General features: G+C 29.8%; 22 protein-coding genes. All 22 read left to right on the forward strand.

The window, feature by feature from the left end:
* Positions 1–109: 109 nt before the first annotated feature.
* On the forward strand, positions 110–6,289 hold the full coding sequence (locus NK213_RS13745) for an autotransporter domain-containing protein (protein WP_253350086.1): 6,180 nt from the start codon (positions 110–112) through the stop codon (positions 6,287–6,289).
* A gap of 14 nt (positions 6,290–6,303) precedes the next feature.
* The gene (locus NK213_RS13750) at positions 6,304–6,789 is read left to right on the forward strand and encodes a hypothetical protein (RefSeq protein ID WP_253350088.1); all 486 of its coding nucleotides are present in this window, start codon (positions 6,304–6,306) and stop codon (positions 6,787–6,789) included.
* 10 nt (positions 6,790–6,799) lie between these two features.
* Positions 6,800–7,066: a hypothetical protein gene (locus tag NK213_RS13755; RefSeq protein ID WP_253350090.1), complete on the forward strand. Its 267-nt coding sequence runs from the start codon at positions 6,800–6,802 to the stop codon at positions 7,064–7,066.
* A gap of 107 nt (positions 7,067–7,173) precedes the next feature.
* Entirely contained in the window at positions 7,174–7,440 is a 267-nt protein-coding gene (locus tag NK213_RS13760) for a hypothetical protein (RefSeq protein ID WP_253350092.1), read from the forward strand.
* 8 nt (positions 7,441–7,448) lie between these two features.
* On the forward strand, positions 7,449–7,661 hold the full coding sequence (locus NK213_RS13765; RefSeq protein ID WP_253350094.1) for a hypothetical protein: 213 nt from the start codon (positions 7,449–7,451) through the stop codon (positions 7,659–7,661).
* A 130-nt stretch (positions 7,662–7,791) separates the two neighbouring features.
* Positions 7,792–7,956, forward strand: a complete 165-nt coding sequence (locus NK213_RS13770) for a hypothetical protein (RefSeq protein ID WP_253350096.1) — start codon at positions 7,792–7,794, stop codon at positions 7,954–7,956.
* Positions 7,957–7,972: 16 nt separating this feature from the next.
* The gene (locus tag NK213_RS13775) at positions 7,973–8,137 is read left to right on the forward strand and encodes a hypothetical protein (RefSeq protein ID WP_253350098.1); all 165 of its coding nucleotides are present in this window, start codon (positions 7,973–7,975) and stop codon (positions 8,135–8,137) included.
* Between the two features lie 8 nt (positions 8,138–8,145).
* Positions 8,146–8,946, forward strand: coding sequence for a hypothetical protein (locus NK213_RS13780; protein WP_253350100.1), 801 nt, complete (start codon positions 8,146–8,148; stop codon positions 8,944–8,946).
* Between the two features lie 2 nt (positions 8,947–8,948).
* Positions 8,949–10,454, forward strand: a complete 1,506-nt coding sequence (locus tag NK213_RS13785; RefSeq protein WP_253350102.1) for a type IV secretion system protein — start codon at positions 8,949–8,951, stop codon at positions 10,452–10,454.
* A gap of 2 nt (positions 10,455–10,456) precedes the next feature.
* On the forward strand, positions 10,457–10,915 hold the full coding sequence (locus NK213_RS13790) for a hypothetical protein (RefSeq protein ID WP_253350104.1): 459 nt from the start codon (positions 10,457–10,459) through the stop codon (positions 10,913–10,915).
* 17 nt (positions 10,916–10,932) lie between these two features.
* Entirely contained in the window at positions 10,933–11,343 is a 411-nt protein-coding gene (locus NK213_RS13795; protein ID WP_253350106.1) for a hypothetical protein, read from the forward strand.
* Positions 11,337–12,689, forward strand: coding sequence for an NlpC/P60 family protein (locus NK213_RS13800; protein ID WP_253350108.1), 1,353 nt, complete (start codon positions 11,337–11,339; stop codon positions 12,687–12,689). Before NK213_RS13795 ends, NK213_RS13800 begins: the two co-directional genes overlap by 7 nt.
* 22 nt (positions 12,690–12,711) lie before the next feature.
* The gene (locus NK213_RS13805) at positions 12,712–13,218 is read left to right on the forward strand and encodes a S26 family signal peptidase (RefSeq protein WP_253350110.1); all 507 of its coding nucleotides are present in this window, start codon (positions 12,712–12,714) and stop codon (positions 13,216–13,218) included.
* Positions 13,219–13,243: 25 nt separating this feature from the next.
* A complete protein-coding gene (traD, locus tag NK213_RS13810; RefSeq protein ID WP_253350112.1) occupies positions 13,244–13,777 on the forward strand; it encodes a conjugal transfer protein TraD in 534 nt (177 codons plus the stop codon).
* A gap of 67 nt (positions 13,778–13,844) precedes the next feature.
* Positions 13,845–14,519, forward strand: a complete 675-nt coding sequence (locus NK213_RS13815) for a transglycosylase SLT domain-containing protein (RefSeq protein WP_253350114.1) — start codon at positions 13,845–13,847, stop codon at positions 14,517–14,519.
* Positions 14,497–14,868 carry a hypothetical protein gene (locus NK213_RS13820; RefSeq protein ID WP_253350116.1) on the forward strand — a complete coding sequence of 124 codons (372 nt, stop codon included), beginning with the start codon at positions 14,497–14,499 and terminating at the stop codon, positions 14,866–14,868. Before NK213_RS13815 ends, NK213_RS13820 begins: the two co-directional genes overlap by 23 nt.
* Positions 14,855–15,403 (forward strand): C40 family peptidase, encoded by a 549-nt coding sequence (locus tag NK213_RS13825; protein WP_253350118.1) that lies wholly within the window; start codon positions 14,855–14,857, stop codon positions 15,401–15,403. The genes NK213_RS13820 and NK213_RS13825 overlap by 14 nt, the downstream gene beginning before the upstream one ends.
* Entirely contained in the window at positions 15,400–16,593 is a 1,194-nt protein-coding gene (locus tag NK213_RS13830) for a hypothetical protein (protein WP_253350120.1), read from the forward strand. Before NK213_RS13825 ends, NK213_RS13830 begins: the two co-directional genes overlap by 4 nt.
* Positions 16,590–16,946, forward strand: a complete 357-nt coding sequence (locus tag NK213_RS13835) for a hypothetical protein (protein WP_253350122.1) — start codon at positions 16,590–16,592, stop codon at positions 16,944–16,946. Before NK213_RS13830 ends, NK213_RS13835 begins: the two co-directional genes overlap by 4 nt.
* 239 nt (positions 16,947–17,185) lie before the next feature.
* Positions 17,186–17,737 (forward strand): hypothetical protein, encoded by a 552-nt coding sequence (locus NK213_RS13840; protein ID WP_253350124.1) that lies wholly within the window; start codon positions 17,186–17,188, stop codon positions 17,735–17,737.
* 17 nt (positions 17,738–17,754) lie between these two features.
* Entirely contained in the window at positions 17,755–20,067 is a 2,313-nt protein-coding gene (locus NK213_RS13845; RefSeq protein ID WP_253350126.1) for a DNA topoisomerase, read from the forward strand.
* A gap of 438 nt (positions 20,068–20,505) precedes the next feature.
* Positions 20,506–20,820, forward strand: a complete 315-nt coding sequence (locus NK213_RS13850; RefSeq protein WP_253350128.1) for a hypothetical protein — start codon at positions 20,506–20,508, stop codon at positions 20,818–20,820.
* Positions 20,821–21,349 lie beyond the last annotated feature (529 nt).

Below are 21,349 nucleotides of genomic sequence, written 5' to 3' on the forward strand. Positions count from 1 at the left end.
TTTCAAAACACCTCTTTCTTTTTTTATTATATCATTGTTTAGATTTTGGTGTTCCTACTTTACTATAGCACTACATACATTAACGGTATCGAAACAAAATAGTAGAGCAATGGAGGTTGACGAACCAACGGACAGGTCATTACATATAAATAATAGTGGAACTATAATTTTAAATGAAACATTTGTTGTAGGAATGGAAGCGAGAGGGGCTTCTACAATAAATACCGCTGATGTAACTAATCATAATACGTATTTGTCAAATGACGGAACAATCATAGGAAATGGCGGTTTCAGAAATCAAGCAGGCTTGTCTATAGGTGCAGACGGTTCAGTATCAGGTACAGCAGTAGTAATGGTAAACAGACAGACAGGTAATATAACAATGAACTCGCCTGAATCAATAGGAATACAGTTAAGACCAGATCAATTCCCAGTAGTAATACAGGGAGTAAATGAGGGTGTTATAAATGTTAATGGTTACAGAAGTTATGGTCAAATGACAACGACAGGGCAGTCAGCAGGATTTCTGAATCAAGACCCAACTATAGGTAATGGTACAAGCTATTTGAGTTTATCTCCGACAGGAACTATTAATGTTAATGGGGACGAATCAACAGGCTTCGCTATATTAGTTGGTATAAATAATTGGGGCGGAGAGGGAACTATTAACGTGGGAACTGTAAACCCTAATCAGGATAGTAACGGTAACTTACACTCTAGTATAAATTTAGTAGAAAGAGCAACAGGGCTTTATTCAAAACAGCCTATTATAAATGTTCCATGTAGTACAAATCCGTCAGGAACTTGCGGAGGTGGAGGAATAAACGGAACAGGTATAATAAATGTAGGAAATTTTGCTTATCAATCATCAGCAGTTAGAGTGGAAGAAGACGGAAGTGTAGGAAATGCGGGAATAATAAATATAACAGGAGATAATAATTACGGAGCAGTTGTTACAGGTGGTTATTTCTCTAATCACATATGGACACCCGGTGGCGATATTGGAAGAATGTATATTAATGCTAATAATGCTGTAGGAATATATGTTAATGGTAATAATTCAACATCAGGAGAAAATAAATCATTACTTACAGTGAATGGTAATAATTCAATAGGTTTTCTAATGAACAATGGTCTAGGATATAATTTAGGTATAAATAATGACCCTAATGACTATTGGAGAGGTGATGGAACTATTGAAACTACAGGTATAAATTCTCATGCGGTTGTTTTGACAAGAGATAATTCAGCAATAAATACTATTTTTCAAAACAGAGGGATAATAAAAAATAATTCAGAGGGAACTATAGGAATATATGCTGAAAAAGGTTCACAGTTTCATCATGCTATAGAAATTCCGACAGGTTATACAGGAAAAGTCCAGTCAGGAAATGGAGCAATAGGAATTTATGCTAAAGATACTGGTACTTATGGAACGATAAAAGCACCAATAGTAACAGGAAATAGTACGGTAAGTAATACAAGTATTGCAGTAATGAGCGACGGAAATTCAGTTACAGAATTTTATAATAATGGATCAGCGAGCATGGAACAGGCAAGCCTGAATGTAGGGCAGAATGCAGTAGGGCTGTATTCACAGACAGGCTCAAAATTTTCTGACACTTTTAAAATACATGGACTTAAAGCTGACTTAGGGCAAAACGCAGTATTGGGATATATAAAAGAAAGTACGGCGAGTGTGTCAAATCTTTCAAATGTAACTATAAACAGTATGGGAAATAATTCTGCTGTACTGTATGGAGCAAATAACTCTGATATTACAATAGACAGCAATATAAATGTGCCAGTAGCTACTAATGCACAGCTTTATGTAGCTGAAAACAGTAAATTAACGCTAAATAACGGCTTTATAATAACAGGTCTAAGCACAGGATTAAGTGCTTTTTCACTGGATAATAAGGTTTTTAGTAATGGTACACCTGTAACGTTGGATAATAACAAGACAGGTGTAACAAATAAAGGAACAGTAACTATGAACTCGGCTAATTCTGTGGGAATGTACACACTATACGGTCAGAATATTAATGAAACATCAGGAGCAGTTAATATTCAAGGGAATTCAGGAGTAGGAATGTATTCCGAAGAAGAAGCAATTATTACGAATAAAGGAAATATACACTTAAATAATAATGGAGCAGTAGGAATTTATGCAAAAGGAGATTCAGGCAAAGGTTACAGCTTATTAGATAATGTAAATGTATTAAATTCAGGAACTATAAACTTAAATAATACAGGAAATATCGGAATTGCTGTTAATAACAATAAAGCAGGGGCAGTGATTGCTGATTCTGTTATTGCAAATACAGGAACTATAAATATCGTAGGTAATGATTCAATAGGTATTTATGCCCCTAAATCAACAGTATCAAATTCAGGGAATATAGCTTTATCAGGGAATAATACAATAGGAATTTACGGAGCAGACGGAAGCACAATAACCTCTACCGACAAAATAGATTTAGGAACTACAAATCAACTACAAACAGCGTATTATTTGACTGATACTGCAAAAGTTGTAAGTCTGGGCGATATAAAAGGTTATGGAATAGCAGTTTACGGAAAAGACATAATAATAGATGATACATTCGCTACGATTGATCTAACAGGAACAAGTGATCAGGGAGCAGGAAAAGTAGGACTTGTACTAAGCGGAACATCAACTTTTAATTATACAAAAGATATAAAAGTTGGAGATTCAGCAGGGAATAATTACTCTGTAGCCCTGTACACTGACGGTCAAAACTTATCAGGCGGTCTTGCAAATACTCTGACAGCAGGGGCTAACGGAGTAGGGCTATATGCACAGAATGGAAGTAACATAAAATATACTGGCACTATAAATACAGGAGACGGAACAACAGCAGGAACAGGGCTGTATGTAGGCACATCAGGATTAAATACTTCAACGGTGGACTTAGAGGGTGTAATTAATCTAAATGGAGTAGGCGGAATAGGTGCTTATGTAGATAATGGTTCAACTTTCAACTTTAATTCATCAGGAATTATGAATTTTTATGGCGACGGAGTGGCACTGTTCGGAAATGCAGGAGCAATAATAAATGATAACGGCGGTGTTATTAATACAAATGGTTTCAATGTTGAACGTACTAGAATAGCAAACGGAACTATAAATATTGTGGCAAATACTAATATAGCAGATAATAATATATTAGGACACGTTGTTAATGGAGAAATGAACGTATTTTCAGGAGTCTCTGTTAATGCTGTAGGAGATAAAATTATCGGAATGTATGCAGAGGGCTTAAAAGGAGTAGGTGCATGGTTACATACATATGAAACTAATAACTTAGGTACTTTGGATTTCTCAAATGCTGTAAATTCAACAGCAATGTATCTTGATAATGCACGTGGAGATAATCAGGGAGTAATAAAGGCAGGAAGCGATTCACTAGGTATGTATGGTGTAAACAATGCTGAATTATATAATAATGCTAGTATTGAAGCAGGGAACAAAGCAGTAGGAATGTATGGTAAAAATGCAAAGATAGAAAATAATAACAGCATTGTAACTACTGATGATGAAGCGATCGCAATGTATGGAGTATCTTCAAATGTAGAAAATTTAGGAAATATAGACCTAAATAATAATTCTGCTGTAGGAATGTACGGGGAAAATTCAACATTAACAAATACTAATACATTAAATGTTGCAGGGGAAAAATCAATCGGAATGTACGGAGAAAATTCATCAAATGTAATAAATAATCAGGATATAGTTATCTCAAATACTTCTGATATTTCAAAAGCAAATTCAGGAATTTACAGCACAAGCAGTAATGCCGTAAATAATGGGAATATAACAGGCGGAGATAATACGATTGGCGTATATAATGCAGGGAACTTTGATAATTTCGGAAATATCACTTTAGGACAGGGAGCTGTCGGATTATATTCTGACGGCGGAACAGCAACAATACATACAGGTTCTAAAGTAGAAGCAGGAGAAGTGGCTCTATTGGTAAAGAATGGGGTGCTTACAAATAATACTTCTGATGTAAAAGGTAACTTTATCGGATATGCAGGAATGAACGGAAAGCTAATAAATAATGCCAATTTAACAGTAGAAGAAACAGGGTTTTATTCAAAAGCGGGAGAAATAGAAAATAACGGTATTATTACCGCTAATAACAATGAAGTTATATTCTTCTATTCTGATAATGCAAAAATAACTAACAATGCAGATATTACAGGTTTAGGAGTAGGTAATATAGGAGTTTACGGGGTAGATTCTGTAATAGATAATCTAGGGAATATAACAGTTACAGATTCAGAAATAAATTCAACAACAAACTCAAAGCTTAATAAATATGCTGTAGGAATATATGGAAAAAATTCACAGATTACAAATATAGGAAATATTACAGTAGGAGAAAATGCAATCGGGATTTATGCCAATAAAGGAAATGTAATTAATGCAGGAAATATCACGGCAAATAAAAATGATTCAGTAGGTATTTTCTTAGACAGAGCAAGTGCAACAAACAGCGGAGTTATAACAATGAACGGAGATAACTCAATCGGGATATATTTACAGGAAAATTCAAGCTTAACAAATACAGGAATAATTAATATAAATGGTAAAGATAGTACAGGAATTTATATGTACGATCAACATTCAGTAATAGTAAATAGCGGTACTATTAATCTGAATGTAGATAATTCTATAGGAATAATAACACCTGAAAATGTAGGATATACAGCAGGAAGTATAGTAACATCAGGAGCAGGAACAAGTGCAACAGGGGTATCGTCTATTAAATATTATGATAAACCTACAATAATAAATGCAGGGCAGATAAATGTAGCAGGAAACTTTGATACGACAGGTCTTGATATTATTGTGAAGCCTGACCCTAATAATATTTCACAGGTTGTAAATAAAACAGGGGATAGTGTAACACTACTTGCAAATTCAATAAATGTAGCGGGAAGTTTGACAGGAAACGGAAATATCTATATTGCTTCTGACTTCTCAAAAGGCACAAATTTCGAGACATACATATTAGAAGATGTTATAAACAGCGGTTCATTCAGCGGACTGGATTCAGGAGAAATAAAATTAGGTTCTAAATCTGTATCATGGGAAGCTGTTCCTGTGAAAAATGCAGATGGAACAACAGATATTTATATGAAAAAGATAGCTTACAGCACATTATCAGAAAAGCAATGGTTCAATGATTTTTCAAAAGCCTTAGATTCTAAATATTTAGGTGCTACAGGCAATTTATTAGGTCTGTACGATAAAATAGACAAGATAGAGAATGAAAATGATTTTAGGGGTATTTTTGGAAGTTTGGCAGGGAATATTTATGCCAATATGAACCAAAGAGAAAAAGACATTGCAGGAGTATTTGAAAACTCTCTATATCTATTACAGGGTTCAAAGAGTAATACTAAAGAAAATGTAAAAATAAATGTAATAGTAGGAAAAGGAACAACAAAAGGAGACACAGCAGGAGTAATTGACTATGATTATGAAACTGCGGGAGTAATGGCACTTAGGGAAATCGAGCGAACATATAAGCATAAGTTCGGTTATTCATTAGGGTACACGCATACAAACTTTAAGTTTGATGACGGAAATGACAGCGAAGAACTGGCAGATACATTTCAGTTAGGATTTCATAACAAATATAGATTTAATAATGATTATTTTGTTAAAACAGATGTTACAGGAAGAATCAGTTTATATAACATTGACAGAAATGTAGATTGGAAAGATGGAAATAAAAAATCAGAACTTAACGGGCATTATGAAACATATTCAATAACTGTAGATAATAAAGTACAGAGAGAATATGAAATTGACAGAAGTAATAGCATTATTCCATATGCAGGGCTGAAATTAGGATATTTAAACAGACCAACTTTTACAGAAAGAGGAACTGAAAGTTTAACTGTAAAAGGAAGTGATTTATGGGAAGTACAGCCGAATGTAGGAATTGAATTTAAAACATCAACAAAAGAATTAAATTCAGCAGGATTAAAAATAAAAGCAAGTGCTGATATATCTTATGGTTATGATCTGGTGGACAGCAACACAGAGAAAGCAAAATTAAGAGTAGCAGAAGATAATTATCATAAATTAGCAACACCGAGAAATACAGACGGAACATTAAAAACAAGAGCAGTAATTGGTGCAGAAATAGAGGATAGATACGGAATATTCTTAACAGGGGAGTATTTAACAGGAAACTCTGCAAAGAATGATTATAAACTAGGAATAACACTAAAAGCTGTATTTTAGGAGGTATTTAAATAATGAATATGATTATAGTATCAAATATATCTGTATGGGTAATTCTAATTATAACGATTTTTAAATTAAATAGAGATAGACGTAAATCAAATAGTAATATAGAAAAAATAAAAAAATTAATTGATGAAAATCATATTAAATTAGGCTGGTTTGACTTTAGGGAGGAAATAGAAAAAAAAAATATCTTATATTTAAAAAGTAAGAAAATTGAGATAACAGAATATATTAAAAATAGTGATCTTCCTCAAGAAACAAAAGACAATTTAAAAATAGAGTTAGACATATTTATAAAAAATTCAATTAGAAGAATTGAGGGTAAAACTCTAAAGGATGATAAAGAGATAAAATCTAAATTATATAATATTTTTATTGAGAATAAAATAGATAGTTTATTATTATATGATGATAATTACTTAGAGATGATAGAAGATGTTATTATAAAATCATCAAATAATTTTATCATTCACGGACGACAAAATGAAAATTAGGAGGTCATTCATGAAAAAAATCGCTTATTATGGAGAGGAAGCAAATTATTTTATTGTTGGCATTCATGAAAATAAAGATCAATTCATAGTGGAAGCCCAACAATTAGAAGACGGTAAAATAGAATCTGGTAATGTACATAAAGGTTATCTTTATGGGGAGATAGGCAATGAAGCCAGTTATTTTTCCAAAATAGAAAAACCGGAAAATATAAAAAAATATGGGAAACAATCAGAATGTTTTTATGTTGAAGAAGATGACATAGAAGAAGCAGAATAATAAATTTTCTCAAATAAAACAGTGGTATGTTCATGTAGAAAATTTTAAAAAAAATTATTTTAGGCTCTTATTCTTCCGATAAGAGTAAGAGCCTGAAAGGAGAAAATATGCTTATAATTTTAATAATATTAATCTGTGTGTATTTTGGATTTAAGTATGGATTTTCAGAAATTAAAACAGATTCAAAGAAGCAGGATAAATTGGAAAAAATACCTGTGAAAGAAGAGGATAAAGAAATTGATATTGACGAGAACATAATTATATATTCAAGTATTCTTTCTAATTCTCTTATAGATTCAACCCATGATTGTTCAGGTATGGATTCTCATTCTTGTGAATGTCATAGTATAGATTCCCATAATTGTGATTTATAAGGTTAACTATGGAAATGATTGGCTTTGTTGGTGGTAGGGTTATTTATTATGATTCTCTTAGAAATATTTTCTTTGTTTCAGGGAAAGGCAGATATTTTGAATTCAGTAATTTATGGGATTTAAGGGAATATATCAGAAAATCAAGAAGAAAATTTATTTTAACAACAAAAATGTTTAGTTTTAATGATCTTATGGAGAATAATCCCTTTAAGCCAGTTTAGCATATTCAGCCCACTTCGTGGCAAGCTATCAAGGTCAAGCACTTCGTGTTTACTTCGTAAAACCTTGACAGTCTGTCTATGCTTGTTTGCTGGTACGGGCTTTATTCAGAGAGAGAAAGGGTGATGTTCTATGCAATTTGTCGGTTATGTGAAAGGACAGTTTGAAACACCTATTTATGAATTTGAAGGATTTTATTATGTAGACAGGGGTTCTTATTATAAAAGTATTGGAAATATTTCTGCTCTTAATAAATATTTTAAAAATAGGAATATGAAAATATATAAACTTAGTTAGGAAAGGAGTTTTTTATATGAATATCTTTGACATGTCGGTATTTCTTCTTATATTTATTTTCTTAGGTTTTATGATGTTTTCCATGAAAATTTTATGGGAAAGAGAAAAAGAAGCTAGAATTGACAGGGAAGAAAAAATTGAAAGTATGTACAATGAAATTATGGGAAAAAATGAAAAATGAGGTGAAAAATGAAAAATAAAATAAAAAAATTAATAGGCGTTACTTCAATATTAGCTGTTTGCAGTAGTTTTTCTGTAGCTAGTAATATAAATAGCGATTATATGAATAAGTTTGAAGAAAATACTTTTTATTCGATATTAGGCGGCGGTGGTGGAGCTTCTGATTATTATCAGATGATGACTTATTATGAAATGATTACGCTAAATGCTAATCAATTAAAGCAATTTAACAATGATTTAGAGCAGATGAGATTGTATTTAGAACAAATAAAAAAATTACCCGAAGACTTAATGATTCAGGAATTAGCAAAGCATAATGACATGATAAAAGAACTCCTTGAAATTCAAAATACTACTAAAGATGTTCTTAAATCAGCAAGGGAATTTGAAACCTATTATAATGATGTCTATTCTGATGTTAAAAATGGAAATTACATTAATTTACTTGATAAATATGCTCTTAATCTTAATAATATTGCATATGAAGCAATGCGGACAAGTAATATGTCTGCCGAAGCTTCTAAAAATGCGGGAAAAAATGCTAAATATCTGTTAGAACAGACTAAGACAGCACAAAATCCCACTCAAGTATTAGAGGTATTAAGTAAATGGAACTCAAATTTATCATATCAGTTAAATTCTATATCTGAAATGATTAATAATTCAAATAGATTACAGATTTTGGAAAAGCAGAGGGAAGCAAGCGAAATTCAATTAACAAGACAGCAACAGGAAAAAGCAAAAAAGCTATTAGAGCAAAGATATCAGGAATTAAGAAAGAATTCTCAAAAGTCTAAAGGTGCTTGGTAATTATGGAAGATTTTAGTTTTAATGAAATTATAACCACAATAAAAACTACTCTTGATTATGGAGCGACACAAATAATTCTAGCGGTTCTTGTTCTAATGTCAATGTTAGCTGTTATTGATTTTGTTCTAACTACATTTAATAATATTGGGAGTTCAGAATCTGTAATAAAAGCTTTAATAAAAAGATTTTTAAAATATGCTTTTTTCTTCTATGTAACTAAAGACTTCTTAAACATTAGTAAATTATTATTTGATTTTTTTACCAATATGGGGTTAATATTTATTGATGATAACATTTTGCCGAGTGGCACATTTTCTTTAGATAGTATGACTGCTGTATTGTTAGAATCGGTTAAAACAGTTGCAGGGATTATTCAGGGTGGAGGATTTAAAAATGATATTTGGTTGCTATTTTACTTAATTACTTTGTTTATTGCATTTTTCTTAATTATTAGTCTTGTTGTAGCTATTGCAGTAAAAATTATTCAATTTTACATTGTATCGACTGTTTCGCTTGTACTATTTGCATTTAACTTATTTGAACCATTGGCGGATATAGGAGAAAAAGCAATAAGAGCAATTATTAATTCAGGAATACAGTTAACTTTAGCTATTGCACTGTCAGGAATAACAGTTCAGATTATGAATTCCAAAGTCCAACAGTTTAATTTAGATAAAATAAATAGCAATAATAATGATATTCTGGCTTTAGTATTATTTATTATGTTACTTGCTATTATGGCTCTATTAGTAGGTCAGGTTGATAATATATCTATGTTAATAAGTTCAGGACAAGGTGCAGGGTTTAGTTTGGCTCATGCAGGCTCACAAGTAACTAGAGGTATAGGAAATACAGCAAATGCTATTGTTAATACAGTTGCAATTGCAGCCGCAGGATCGGGATTAATAAAAGCAGGAGCAGAAACAGCAGGAAAAGAAGCGTTAAAGCAAACTGCAGAAAAAGCAGGGGAAGGAGGGTTAAAAGCAGTAGAGCAAGCTAAAAACAGCAGTATGCAAGCTTTAAAATCAAATTATGAAAAACATCATGTAGCTGAAAAACCTAATTTAGAAAAGAAATCAGACTTTGAAAAACACCATACTGTTGAGAGTTCAGACATAAAAAATAGACCAAATTTAGATACAATAGAACAGCAAAAAAAATCGTATCAGAATGAAACTGGTTTTGAAAAACATCATACACCTGAAAAAACTAATGCAGAAGACAAAACAAATAGTTATGAAAGACATCATGCCCCTGAAAGACCAAATCAAGAAGTAAATCAGAATGATACTCAAAAAACAGAAAAAGGAACTGTTAAGCCTGATATTAAAGAACAATCTAGGTGGCAGGAAGCTAAAGAAAATTATGATAACATCAAACATGGAACTTTTGGAAACGTGACAAGAGCAGGAACAAATACTTTAAACAAAGGAGTTTCTACGGTAACAGGCGGGGAAGCTAACGAAATACATGATAATAAAAAAAATAATGACAAAAAAGGAGAATAATTTTGAAAAAAATACTTGTATTATGCTTATTAACTCTTGTAATATCATGCGGTCAAAAAAACTATTCAAAAATGTCAATTGAAGAATTACAAAAAGAGGGTTTGAAATATCAGGAAAAATTTTTAAATAACTCTTTAAGTGAAAAGGAAAAGTTGGAAATTGAAAAAATAAGAATAATTTATCAAAAAAAAGAAGGATTTTTTCAAAAGAAAATAAATAAAGTAGACGTTGACATGAAAAAAGACTTTAAAAAAATGTCTATGGACGAATTGGACAGTTACATTGATAACATTGAAACTGAATTATATGAAAAAGGTAATATAAGTGAAACAAAAATGAAAAAAAGAGAGGAAGCAATGAAAGAACTGGAAGTAAAACAGAATGAGAGAACAAAACAGTTAATGGAAGAAAGAATCAAAAAAACAAAAGAAAATGCCAAAAATTCTAAAGGATTATTTTAAAAAAAGGAGTGTGGAACATGAGAAAAATAATATTTATTATGACTTTTTTATTAGGAATAGTAAGCTTTTCAGATAATTATTTTGAAGGATTCTGGAAGATTAATAAGCCATTTGAAGCTGAATTCTTACTGGAATATAAAGGAGTTGATACTAAACCGGTAAAACCTAAAGATGAATATAAGGTACATGTTAGAGAAAAAATAAGTGGAAAATGGGTGTATCACTATACAACATGGCTATTTGAAAAGGATGCTTATGGTATGACGTGTGGGTATCAAAATAATTCAGCATGTTTATCTTTTAATAGAAGTCCACAAGGTGCTTATGTAATGAATAAAACAGGAAAATATGATATTCAAAAAATGAATTCCCAAGAAATAGAAAATTTTAAAAAAGAACTTAAAACTAAGAAATGGATTCAATGGTAAGGCATTTTAAATTCCTTTTAATGCTTTTACTTTTTAGCTTTTTATTTGTAGGGTTTTCAAATCCTATTGATATAGAACAAAAAAGACAAGAAGTAGTACAAAATGCTATGAACATATATAACAGTGGTGCAAAATATGTATGGGGGGCTACAGGGCAAAACAATACCTATGACTGTTCAGGTTATACACAAGTTGTTATGAAACAGTCAGGATTAAATATTCCAAGAGTATCAAAAGAGCAGTCACAATATACAGAAAAAATATCAAAAGATCAGTTAAAACCCGGAGACTTAGTGTTTTTTAATAGGTCAAATGGAATAGGTCATGTAGGAATATATTTAGGAGACGGTAAAGTTTTACACAGTTCGGGTGGAAGTAAAAACACATCTTTAGCCACAGCAGGAAAAGGACCGATTATTTCAAATTTAGATAGTATGTCAGGTTTTGCGTGGGGTGCTTCGCTGAATAACATCATTTTAGAAAATGGATATACTGGTGTTAATGAAATTGCAGGAGATACTTCATTTTCTGAAATTATTGGATATAACAAAGACTTTACAAGAAATATTAGTTTTGATGAAATTGCAAGGGATTTTCAGGATATCATTGAAACTGGAATAAATATGTTAATGGGTATGCTTATACCATTTTTAACAGTGATATTTCTTATTGACTGTGCTTTTTTCGGAATAGTTTCATATTTGAATGAAACAGCAAATTTCATGAAAGAAATGATACTTAGATTTTTGAAATTTACTTTATTTATTTATTTCATTCAGGATTCGATTAATTTAATAAAGATGACTTATGATATGTTCGCAGAAATTGCCAAAACATTAAGCGGAGTTGAAAAACCCTCTGTTGACGGTCTTATAGATGTTTTTATAGCAAATGCTAAAAGTGTACTTGATTCACTAATGGATTTCAATTTAACACTAAATGCAATATTTAACCCAACAGGAACAGCTATTTATTTTTTATTCTTGCTGATTATATTAATTGCTATGGCTGTAGCTTATTTACAGTTATGTTATGAGATATTTTCAGCTACAATAATTTTTTACTTGGCAGTTGGTATGAGTTTTGGATTATTTCCGTTGAAAGCAGGAAAAATAACTGAAAAATATGGAACCAATCCTATAAGTACAGCATTTGCCTGCGGTTTAAAGTTGATAATTACTTTAATAATGGTAGGTGTAGCTAACGGACTGCTTGACAAAGCTGTATTAAAGGCAGAAGCAGTCAAAGGAATGGACTATATGCAGTTATTATGGATTCTTGGTTATACTTTAGTTGTTTGCTTTTTAGTAAAAAATATCAATAATATGTTTGCACAATTTAGATAAAAAAATGAAAGGAGAGAAAGCATTGAAAGAATTATTTATAAATAAAGAAAATAGAAGAATATCAAATATAATATCATTTTTTTTCTTTGCTTTTTCCTTTCTCTTTGTAATTTTTGTTAATGTTTTGGTTGCAAATACTCAACCCTCTGTACCTATAGGACTATATATTAAAACAGGAAATAAAAATCTAAAGAAAGGCGATATTGTGGTTTTCAGGCTAGATGAGAAATATAATAAATTTTATAATTCTAAAAATAACTTACAGCCAATGAAGACTATACAAGCCACATCAGATGACATTGTTTTCATCAAGAATAATCAAATTTATGTAAATAATGAGAGTTTTGGAGAAATCCTGCCTATAGGAGTAAAAGCTGATTCTTTAAAAATAAAAAAAGACTGTTTTTTCTTGTTATCCAAAAAGAAAAACAGTTTTGACAGCAGATACTACGGTCAAGTATGCAAAAAAGATATTTATTATAAAACAAAGTTACTTTATGAATGGAAAGGGAGCATTTATGCACGATAAGAGAACACCTTATATAAAAGGTGCAATGTTTGAAAAAGCAGACTTAATGCTGATAGATAGTGCTACTTTATTAGGATTTCTAATTAATTTAAAACAATTTAACAATAGCATATTATCTAGTTTTAGAGATGTCGGGAAAAAATATATAGAAGCAGAGAAAGAAGTTAAGAAAAAAATAACTTATAAACAGGCAAAAACAGAGGAAGAAAAAAAGCTAAAAAAGGAAAAAAGAAGTAGAAGAGAAAGGGAATTATTGAATTTATCAGGACTTTTAAGATTAGCAGAAATATTTGATTATGATAATGAATTATTATTGGGATATTTACTGCAATTTAAAAAGATAACCCCTGAAAATAAAAAAATATGTAATGAACAAGGGATTTTATTTTTTGAACAGCACAAAATGCAAAAAGAATATAAAAAATTAGAAGCAGAAAGAAAAAAAAGAAAGCAGGAAAAGGAAGAGGAAAACCAAAGGAAAAGAGAACAGATAAGGGTTGCAGAATATCAAACAGAAGAAGAAGAAAAAATTTATAAAAGAAATACTGTAATAAGATAAAATTAACTAATTTTATGAGAGCCTTAAATATAAAGGACATTTAAGGTTCTCTCTGTAAGGAGAAAAAATGCTGAAAATATTAACAATACTAATTTTATTAAGTTTTCAAATATATTCAGGAGAACAAGAGATAAAGGCATATATGAAGCAACAAAATAGTAAACTGGATAATAAAACAGCAGATAGAATATATAAAAATGTTATTTATTATTCAAAACAATACAATGTTGACCCTGTTTTAGTATTTTCTGTTATGAAGACAGAAAGCCATTTTAGACATTCAACATTGAGTTCAGCGGGGGCTAGAGGTTTAATGCAACTCATGCCTTTTAACTTTAAAGAGTTTGATGTTGATAATTCAATTGAGGGAAATATTAAGGGTGGAGTAATGCACCTAAAAAGAGATTATGAAAGGACAAAGAATATAACAAAAACTTTAGTTTGTTACAACGCAGGTTGCGGAAGATTAAAAAATAATGAGTGGCATAAAATTAAGGAAACAACCGATTATATAACAAAAATAAACAATGTTTATCCTGAAATAAAAAAACTTTATTATACAAATTTAAAAGTCGTAGATAAAACGATAGTAGTAGACGAAGATTTTATTGATGAAGTAGAGGAAACAGAAGAACCAAGAAAATTAACTAAGCAAGAAAAATTTCAAAGAAATAGAATAGGATTTAAAAGAAATGTAATGAATGAAAGTGAGGAAAAAAATGATAGGAATTTTAAAAGATGATATTTTTGAATTCCCCCAAATAATAACAACGATAATTTTATTAATTCCATTAATTATGATGATTTATGGACTTATTCAACTGTTCCATATTTTTATTAGGCTTTTATATTTAATAATAAAAGAACTGATTTTTTTAAGTTTAGTGTACTTAGAAAAAAGAATATATAAAGGAGCAAAATTTTTAAGTAAAAAAAATAAAACTATATATAAATTAATTGGTCTTCGATCAGAAGAAAAAGTTAAAATATACACCTTAGAATCTATGCAGACAGGGAAGATACAAGAAATATTGCAAGGAGAATTTAAAGAATATTTTAAAATATATAGGAGTAGAAATGAAAAAAATTAAAATAATAATCATATTTTTATTATTATCATTGAGTTTATTTTCAAGTGGGGAAATATCTTTTAGAAAGCAAAGAGAGAAAGTTTTAAAAGAACAGCAGGAAGAAGATAAGGGAGAGCAAAAACAGGTAAAAAGAGAGAAAATTACGACTACAAATAAAGAAAAATCAATAAGACAGGCAATTTTAGAAACAGCTTTCTCAAAAATGGGAACACCTTACATTTACGGAGCGAATGGTAACGGTGCATATGATTGTTCAAGTTATGTGCAATTTGTTTATAAAAAATCAATAAATGTAAATTTACCGAGAGTATCATATCAACAGGCAGAATCAGGTAAAAAAGTAAAAGTTAATCAGTTGAAAGCAGGAGATTTAGTGGCTTTTGATACATTAAATAAAGGTCGTATATCTCATATAGGTATTTACATTGGCGATAATCAGTTTATACATGCTTCATCAGGATATAAAAAAGTAGTAGTTTCACAGCTTGAGGGATATTATGCAGATAAATTTAAGTATGGAGTAAAAATTTTATGATTGATATAAAAATAAAATATACAAAAGAATTAGAACCATATTCTTTTAACCGTGCAAAAGAAAAATATGTTAATGGAGAAATAAAAGAAAAAAAAAATAAAGAACATACTCAAATATGGGTAGAAGAAATTTTATTTAGTAAGTTTGATGAAATTGTAGAAATATCAAAAGAAATATTTGAAAATACATATGGTGTTTTTTTTGATGATTACCAAAAAAAAATAAATTATATAAAAATAATAATAGCAAATGAAAAAATATTGGAAGATTCAGAGGAATATAAGATATTTACTGAAAAAATAATGGGCTTATTACAATCATCAGAACAAGAAACGGCACAATTAATGGAAAATGGAACAGAGGAAACTAATTTAAGTGATGAAATAGATATAAATCAAGCAATAGCACAAAATAAAAATGATGTTGAGGATAATATAAATAAAAAAACGGTAGAATTAGAAAAAGCCGAAAAACAGGCTGAAAGAGAAGAGAGAATAAAAAAAGCTAATAAAGAATGGGAAAATATCTCAGAATTAGAACCAGAGGACAGGCTAAAAGAAATACCGATACTTATAAAACCTGAATCTGCAAAAGAATTATCAGAAAATAAAGAAATAATAGAAAATATAAAAATAGAATTAGAAGTTTTGGAGAGATACCAATATAAATTATCTAATAATTCGCACATAATGGCTCTTATTTTTATCATAAATAAGAAACAGGGTATTACGGAACTTGAAAACGGGAAAATACTCTTAAAAGTGTCAAAAAATCATTTTTATAGAATATATAATAAATTTCAGGATTTAACAAAAGCGGATATTAGTTTAAAAACTTCTCTTATTTCTTATTTTCACTTAGATGAAAGCGAGAATTTAAAAAGAAAAGAAGAAATAATAAATATGGGTAATGTAAATAATGTAGAGGACTTTTACAAATTACAGTTAAAAATAATAAAAACTAAAATAGCTTGCTTGGATTACTTCTTTTCTTTAACAGATAATAAAAACAAAGAGATAGTCAAATTCAAAGAAATACGATGCAAAGAAAAAAAGAAAATTTTCTCAAAAAGAAAATCAAATCAGGCGAATATTTATTATCAGTTGGTAATACTGAAAAAACAGATAGAACGTGTTTTTGAATGGGATTTACTGGGAATAAATAATTTAGAGTTAGGAGAAAAGAAATGAATTACTTATTTACAGGGATTTATTTTTTATCAATAGTTCCAATGATAATATATTTTTTTCAAAAATATAAAAAGCAGTTAGGAGAGGAAGAATACAACAAAAAACTAACAATTATATTAGTAATCACAACGTTTTTAGGTATTTATATATTTAAAAAGACAGAAGTAATGACTATAAAGAAATTTTTTACAATAATAAGATATAGTTTTTTATTTTTAGGGTTATCAGCGGTAGTGCATACAAAATATAATGAAAATAAAGACAATATTGATAAATTAATAGAAAAGTATTATTTAATAACAATAGTTCCTGCATTGATAGGAACAACATTAATAGGGCTAATAATAAAATAAGCCAAGCTTGCAACAGCTTAGCTTTAAAACTAACTAATTTTAATAACAGATTGTAACATATAAAAATGTAAAAAACAAGAAAAGGGATTATATGTTCTGTACTAAACTCGTACAGTCAATCGAAAAATATTTTAAATAAAATTTTTTCCGATTAAATTAATAACTATAAGGAGAAAATATGACATATGACACACCTCTTGATAGTTCAAAAACTTAATGAAAGTATAAAAGGAGAAAGAATGTTAGATAAAAAAGATGAAAATTTAGAATATGATATTGCAAACTTTAACAGCCATTATAAGGGGGCTGATTCAGTAGAAACATTTATTATACATTATAAAACACACATGAATAAAGCTACCTCTACAGTTATATTTTATTTAAAAGAAATAATGAAACATTGTGATATAAAATCAGAAGAAAAAACAGTAATATCTGAAATTATCAAAAAAGAAGAAAAACAGTTAGAGCAAGAAGATAATTTCCTAAATAAAATTTTAAACAAATATTGCAAAAAAATAGAGAATGTAAAAATTATAGAAAACCTAAATATAAAAAAGCAAAAAGACTGTGAAAAATACAGTAATAACATGGAACTTTTTCCTGATTATTATTATTTATTAGAAGAAAAAATACATATATCAGATATGAAAGAACATAGCGAAAAATATAAAAATAAAATAATTTTTTTTAAAGAGCAAAAAAAGTTTATTGAAAATTCAAAGTTATCAGATCAGCTAAAAAATATAATATTAAAAAAGTATAATTTTGAATTTGATGTATTTTATTAAAGCTAAAAGGAGAAAAAATGAAACTAATAATAGCAGAAAAACCTGATTTAGCAAGGGCAATTTTAACAGCAATTGAGGGCAATGAAGTAAGTAAAAACGGCTACACAGAAAAGGGAGACTATATAGTAACATGGGCTTTCGGTCATATGTTACAGTTAAAAGACCCCGAAGACTATGACATCAAGTATAAAAAATGGTCTATTGAACCATTACCGCTATATTTTGAAAATTGGGAACACAAAATATCCAGTGAGGAAAAAGACAAAGGTAAAGCTGAACAATTAAAGATTATAGAGGGTTTGTTAAATAGATGTGATGAAGTTATACACGCTGGCGACCCGGATTCGGAAGGTCAGTATTTAATAGATGAAATACTACAGTTTTATAACAATAAAAAGCCTGTGAAGCGTATTTTAATAAATGATAATAATACAGAATATATAAAAAAAGCATTTACTAAATTAGAAGATAATCAGAAATATATTTCACTGGGAGAAAGTGCCTATGCAAGAAGTGTAGCAGATATGTTATTAGGAATAAATGCAACAAGACTTTATACTTGCCTAAATAGTAATGGAGAATTATTATCCGTAGGTCGAGTTCAAACCCCGACTGTGGGACTTGTAGTAAACAGAGATTATGCAATTGAAAACCATGTAAAGGAAAAATATTACGAATTATCAATTACAGCTAATAACAGAGATAAAACCAATAATATAGTATTTACGTATCAAAAAACAAAAGATACACCAGTAAATGAAGATAAACTCATAACAGATATTACCTTTTTAGAGAATATCAAAAATGAAATAAAAGATACTACACTTTATGATGTAAAAGTATCATCTAAAATAAAAAATGAAAATGCTCCTTTGCCTTTTAACCTAGCAAAATTACAGGCATATTGCAGTCAAAAATATGGATATTCAGCACAGCAGACACAGGATATAACGCAATCATTGAGGGAAAAACACAAAGCAATAACTTATAACCGATCAGACAGTCAGTATTTGAATGAAGACCATTTTTTAGAAGCACCTGAAAAATTACAGGTAATATTCAAAAATTTAAATATAACTGTAGATAGAATAGATACAACCAAGAAATCAAAATGTTTTGATAATTCCAAAGTAACAGCCCACCATGCAATAATCCCAACAAAGGCAGAAATAGATATATCAAAGTTTAGTAAGGAAGAATTAAATGTTTACGAAGCAATAGCAGATTTTTATATTATTCAATTTCTACCGCCACAGGTAATTAAGGAAAAAACAGGAGAATTCAAAGTAAAAGAATATGAATTCAAAGCAACGGGCAGAAAAATAATAGATTTAGGGTATAAAAAGTATTTAAATAATACACCTGATGAGGAAGAAGAAAAAGAGCAAGAGGGAAATTCAGGAATATCAGATTTTGAAGACGGGAACTATGAATTTATAAATTTTATGACAAATATAGTAGATAAAGAAACAAAGCCATTAAAGGCATATACAGAAAGTACATTGTTAATGGATATGACAAGAGTGTCAAAATATATAGTAGACCCTGAAATAAAAGAAATCCTGCTAAGAAAAGATGAGGGGAAAAAAGGAGAAAATGGAAGCATAGGAACACCTGCCACAAGAGCAAGCATAATAGAAAAACTGTTTGAAATAGGATATATAACAAGGGTAGGAAAGACCATAAAGGCTACCAAAAAAGGAAAAGAATTTTATAATAGTCTACCTAGTGTACTACAAACAGCAGATATGACAGCATTATGGTGGACGATACAGGAAGAAATAATTGAGAATACAAAAACAGCAGATGACCTAATATTAAGTGTACTGGAAACAGTAAAAGCAGTATTAACAGCGAGTAGAAAAAATATTTTAAAGTCTGGCAATGAAAAATGTCCAAACTGTGAAACAGGATATGTAATACCGAAGATTCATAGAAAATATGGTGCTTATTGGTCTTGCATAGATTGTAATAAAAATTATCCTGATAAAGGCGGAAAACCAGATTTTACAGAAAGAAAGCCTGCGGAAAAATCAGAATTAAAATGTCCTAAAGACGGCGGTATTTTATATAAAAACACAGGAATACACGGCGATTATTGGCGATGTGGGAGTTGTAAAGAAACTTACAAGGATAAAGACGGAACACCTGAATTAGTAAAAAAGGAAAATAAGAAATCAGGTCATAAATGTGGTTGTGGTGCTGACTTAATAGAAAGAGTAAACGGTACAACAGGTAAAATATGGTATGGTTGTTCAAAATATCCCAAATGTAAAAGGACTTATTACCCACAAGATAATGGAACTATAAAAGAATCAGTGAAGAAATAAAACTGTTCCGTACTAAACCCGTACGGCTAATCACAAACAATTTTTTGCAAAAATTCTTTATGATTTAAATAAAAAATGCCCTAAAGAGGGCGAGGAATGATCTTAATGTACCAATCTTGTGATAATCAAAAAAAGAATGATTATCAAAGTAAATCGTAGCATTTCATTCCTCCAAATTGTAGTATTACGGTCTGTGAAACCGCTATTTATTATAACAAATATAAAATAAAAAAACTAGGTAAATACCTAGCTCTTTTCACAGTTTTTTTATACTACAATTTGTTTTCAAATATATTATACCACAACAAAATAAAAAATCAAGTTTTTAGAGAAATCTATTGAGACAACTCATACGGGATTGTTGGAAGTCAATATTTATGGAAATTTCGTTTTGTCTCAATAGAGTGTACTCTAAATGGACGTTACAAAGGAGCAAATATGGATATAAAATTTACAAAGTCATCACAATTTGCAAATGAATTTGAAAATTTCAAAGAAAGAAAAATCAACATTTACAAAGCCATTCACAAGACTATAAAAAAGATAGTTGAAATAGATATAGAAGATCATATCCAATCTTTTGATAGTTTAATGATAGTGGAAATATATGTAGAAATTTACAAAGAAGTGATCTATGTGCTGTATACGGCTAAAAAAATTGATGAAAATAAGATAAATATTTACCTTGAAAGGTTTGGAAGTAAACGGGAGTATAAGAATAGCTTTGAAGTAATAGAAAAAATGCAAAAGTAACTATGAAAGATAGAAAAGTAATAACAGTAAACGCATTTACTACAATTAAATATCTTCATATCAGAGACAACGAGCCTTGCCGAAACTAGCAGACATACAGGCGGTTGAAAAAATAAATAAGTCGGCGGAATCCTACCGTAAGTGGCAGATAAATAATGTAATCAGAGGGGGTTGTGGCTAGCAACGTAAAAAAATTAAGTGGTTATTAAATCCTAGAAATAGGGTTTAAGGTTCTTTGTTGCCTGCGGTTAGAGAGATAATTTAACTGTGGGGGAGGACTTAAACGAAGCTGAAAAGCGATTCTGTGGGCAAAGAAGCAGAAAAAAGTTTAAGACTTGCGACCGATTCCCCGAAATGATGGGAAAACGTCAAAATATTCTTCTGTTAAAACGCAGGAGGATAACTAGGCTTCCCTCAAACCCCTCATTCAAAGAAAATGACAAATTTTGTCAGGATTGTCAAGAGAAAAAATGTAATAAAAGACTATGGAAATAAAAAAACATGTTGATTAACTGGAAGTGTAGATATT

Source organism: Sebaldella sp. S0638, assembly GCF_024158605.1.
GTDB lineage: Bacteria > Fusobacteriota > Fusobacteriia > Fusobacteriales > Leptotrichiaceae > Sebaldella.

Excerpts from the sequence above, each read along its gene's own strand:
- NK213_RS13745 (WP_253350086.1), top strand. The coding sequence starts at position 110 with ATGGAGGTTGACGAACCAACGGACAGGTCATTACATATAAATAATAGT.
- NK213_RS13750 (WP_253350088.1), top strand. The coding sequence starts at position 6,304 with ATGAATATGATTATAGTATCAAATATATCTGTATGGGTAATTCTAATT.
- NK213_RS13755 (WP_253350090.1), top strand. The coding sequence starts at position 6,800 with ATGAAAAAAATCGCTTATTATGGAGAGGAAGCAAATTATTTTATTGTT.
- NK213_RS13760 (WP_253350092.1), top strand. The coding sequence starts at position 7,174 with ATGCTTATAATTTTAATAATATTAATCTGTGTGTATTTTGGATTTAAG.
- NK213_RS13765 (WP_253350094.1), top strand. The coding sequence starts at position 7,449 with ATGGAAATGATTGGCTTTGTTGGTGGTAGGGTTATTTATTATGATTCT.
- NK213_RS13770 (WP_253350096.1), top strand. The coding sequence starts at position 7,792 with ATGCAATTTGTCGGTTATGTGAAAGGACAGTTTGAAACACCTATTTAT.
- NK213_RS13775 (WP_253350098.1), top strand. The coding sequence starts at position 7,973 with ATGAATATCTTTGACATGTCGGTATTTCTTCTTATATTTATTTTCTTA.
- NK213_RS13780 (WP_253350100.1), top strand. The coding sequence starts at position 8,146 with ATGAAAAATAAAATAAAAAAATTAATAGGCGTTACTTCAATATTAGCT.
- NK213_RS13785 (WP_253350102.1), top strand. The coding sequence starts at position 8,949 with ATGGAAGATTTTAGTTTTAATGAAATTATAACCACAATAAAAACTACT.
- NK213_RS13795 (WP_253350106.1), top strand. The coding sequence starts at position 10,933 with ATGAGAAAAATAATATTTATTATGACTTTTTTATTAGGAATAGTAAGC.
- NK213_RS13800 (WP_253350108.1), top strand. The coding sequence starts at position 11,337 with ATGGTAAGGCATTTTAAATTCCTTTTAATGCTTTTACTTTTTAGCTTT.
- traD (WP_253350112.1), top strand. The coding sequence starts at position 13,244 with ATGTTTGAAAAAGCAGACTTAATGCTGATAGATAGTGCTACTTTATTA.
- NK213_RS13815 (WP_253350114.1), top strand. The coding sequence starts at position 13,845 with ATGCTGAAAATATTAACAATACTAATTTTATTAAGTTTTCAAATATAT.
- NK213_RS13820 (WP_253350116.1), top strand. The coding sequence starts at position 14,497 with ATGATAGGAATTTTAAAAGATGATATTTTTGAATTCCCCCAAATAATA.
- NK213_RS13825 (WP_253350118.1), top strand. The coding sequence starts at position 14,855 with ATGAAAAAAATTAAAATAATAATCATATTTTTATTATTATCATTGAGT.
- NK213_RS13830 (WP_253350120.1), top strand. The coding sequence starts at position 15,400 with ATGATTGATATAAAAATAAAATATACAAAAGAATTAGAACCATATTCT.
- NK213_RS13835 (WP_253350122.1), top strand. The coding sequence starts at position 16,590 with ATGAATTACTTATTTACAGGGATTTATTTTTTATCAATAGTTCCAATG.
- NK213_RS13840 (WP_253350124.1), top strand. The coding sequence starts at position 17,186 with ATGTTAGATAAAAAAGATGAAAATTTAGAATATGATATTGCAAACTTT.
- NK213_RS13845 (WP_253350126.1), top strand. The coding sequence starts at position 17,755 with ATGAAACTAATAATAGCAGAAAAACCTGATTTAGCAAGGGCAATTTTA.
- NK213_RS13850 (WP_253350128.1), top strand. The coding sequence starts at position 20,506 with ATGGATATAAAATTTACAAAGTCATCACAATTTGCAAATGAATTTGAA.